Consider the following 2,318-nt stretch of genomic DNA (forward strand, 5'->3'; position numbering starts at 1 on the left):
CGGGAGTTGGTGCGAATCGCCGGAACGCGCTGGGCGATCGAGGAGTGCTTCCAGGCCGCGAAGAACGAGTGCGGCCTGGACCAGTACGAAGTCCGTCGCTACGTGGGCTGGTACCGGCACATCACTCTTGCCATGCTCGCGCACGCCTTCCTGGCCGCCACGGCACATCAGGTTCGGGAAAAGGGGGCGGCGCCGGTGGGACAGCCGGGGCAATCGAGTTCACAGTGGCGGAGGTTCGGCGACTCCTGGCAGCTTGTCGTCCCCGACCGCCGCACCTTCGTGGCCGCCGAGGACGGCACCACGCGCTGAGCTGGTCGAACTGGCGCCGACGACGCCAAGCGGTCGCCCGCCGCTGTCACTATCTGCGGCGCTGTCGCACGATCGAGGGGCGGCCTGCCGAAGGCCACCCCTGACCACTCCGCGGCCCGCTACACTCCAGCCACCCGACGAAACCCGCAGGTCAGACAGCGAAATCCTGCTGGAGTACTAACCGTCCCAGAGGCCGGTGGCCGCCGCCCAGCGGCACTGATCCCCGCCAACGTCTCCTCACCCAGCAACACCCGGACGGCTCATGGGACCCCTCCCCCGCTTGGAACTTCCCGTCCATGGCCGGCAAGGGCTACAGCCGTGCCCTCGACACCACATTCGCGGCCCAGGCCATGCGTCTCACTCTGGAACTCCAGGGGCGCGGAGCCGACGATGTGGGCATGGTCGGCGACCAGGGCCAAGCGGCGGCTGGTGGGGCCTTTGAACGCCGATGAATGGCGCGTCGCCAAAATGTGACGCGTTCAGGCCACGCCCAAGCACATCTGGTCAGCGATGACACCGGCAGGTTGACTCTGTCGAGGAGCATAGGAACCTGTGGGCGCCGGCGGCGCGGGCGTGGCGGAACAACGCGAGCTCGCTGTGCGAGTGGATGACCTTCCTGCAGGACCGGGGGCTCCCGCCCCGTGGCCGCCCGCATGCTCGGCTGCCGTGGCGACACCACCGCCCAGTTCGCCGCTGAGAGCGGGGAGCTGGCGGCACTATGCCCATGGCGACCATTCACGGTGAGCAGGAGCCCTCATCGGCCATGGAGTACGCGACACTCGATTACGTGAGGTCGCCAGTTCCCTTCAGGGAACGTCGACCTCGACTTGCAGCAAGCCAATATGGATCTTGTCGTCGCGGCGGTCTTGGTTGAAGTCCGCCCAATATCCCCCGTGCTTGTTCAGGACGATACTCACTTGGTAGTGCCCGCTCTCTACGTTGCCGGTAGCCGTGGCGTGGACGCTGTTGCCCGTCACGGAGGAATAGGTGTCCCACGTCGTGTGCACGCCGCCGTTCTTCCGCACTCTGAAACCATTCGTGTCCACGTAGCACTTTTCTTGTGAGCAGTCTGAATACCAGGCCCCTCCCCAGAAGTAGGTGAGGTCGGCGTAGACATCGGCCTTGAGAGCCTTGCTTCCATCGGCGCGCTGCAACACCTCCACGCACAGCCGTGCGTTGGCCGAGGACCACCCCCTCGGTGAGTAGTACACATGCGTGCCACTGTGCGGATCGCAAGTGGTGGCGGCCAGCGCACTGTGGCGTGCGGCCGGGCGAGCAGAGTCCACGGCCGGCGCAGGGGCGGCCGTGGCCCCGATGAGCGCCATGGCAGCGAGGCTCAAAGCGATCCCCCGGCATACGGTGTTCGCGGTTCGGGGTCGGCGTGTGCTGATGCGCACGAAGGGCTCCTTTCGTTGCTGGTAAACCGGTTGTCGGCTGCACCTGGTTGGAGGGGCAGCGGGCTGGGTTCGGAAGCAGCTGTTCAGGGCAGGTGGGGACGCCTCGCTCACCCACCCGACCTGGGACGTTAGCTTCGTCGCTGTGGAGTTCTGCGCGGCCGGGGCAAAGGTGCGCACGTGGTCGGCTCATCGCCCGGCCGGTGAACCCGGTGAACGGAGCCTTGGCCTCGGGCTCGGTGGGTGGGATCCGTAGGGCCGCGTCCTGGATCCGTGCGGCTGGTTCATCTCAATTGACCGGGAACTCGACCACACGCGCGGTCATCTGGTGGATCTCGGCGTTGCGCCGCAGCTGCAGGAACAGGAAGTGCGTGATCAGCGCCTGCGCGCAGGCCAGTCTGATCCCGCTCGGCATCGGCCGGGTCCAACTCCCACAGCGGCCGACCGGACCAGGCCCGCATCTGATGGCGACCGACGTGCCCGTGGATCTTGCGTCCACCAGCCCTGTCGAGGTTCGCGTGAGAACGAGCCTGGCCGGCATGTCGGTCTGGAACGGCTCCAGCCCTTGCGTCGAGGCCGGATCGCGGAACTCACGCAGGTCGCGTACGACAGTCT

General features: G+C 66.9%; 2 protein-coding genes and 2 pseudogenes. 2 read left to right on the forward strand and 2 right to left on the reverse strand.

Going from position 1 to position 2,318, the window contains the following annotated elements; translation table 11 throughout:
* Both AQI88_RS42265 and AQI88_RS47315 read left to right on the forward strand, forming a co-directional pair.
* Positions 1-309, forward strand: a pseudogene (locus AQI88_RS42265) (IS701 family transposase); the annotation flags it as partial.
* A 296-nt stretch (positions 310-605) separates the two neighbouring features.
* Positions 606-761: a hypothetical protein gene (locus AQI88_RS47315; protein WP_208616107.1), complete on the forward strand. Its 156-nt coding sequence runs from the start codon at positions 606-608 to the stop codon at positions 759-761.
* A gap of 354 nt (positions 762-1,115) precedes the next feature.
* On the opposite strand, the gene AQI88_RS42270 is transcribed toward AQI88_RS47315, so the two are convergent.
* Both AQI88_RS42270 and AQI88_RS47320 read right to left on the reverse strand, forming a co-directional pair.
* Complete coding sequence (locus tag AQI88_RS42270; protein WP_159050614.1) at positions 1,116-1,634, reverse strand: hypothetical protein; 519 nt, start codon at positions 1,632-1,634, stop codon at positions 1,116-1,118.
* A gap of 358 nt (positions 1,635-1,992) precedes the next feature.
* Positions 1,993-2,318 (reverse strand): annotated as a pseudogene (locus AQI88_RS47320) (site-specific integrase); the annotation flags it as partial.

The organism is Streptomyces cellostaticus, from assembly GCF_001513965.1.
Taxonomy (GTDB): Bacteria; Actinomycetota; Actinomycetes; order Streptomycetales; family Streptomycetaceae; genus Streptomyces; species Streptomyces cellostaticus.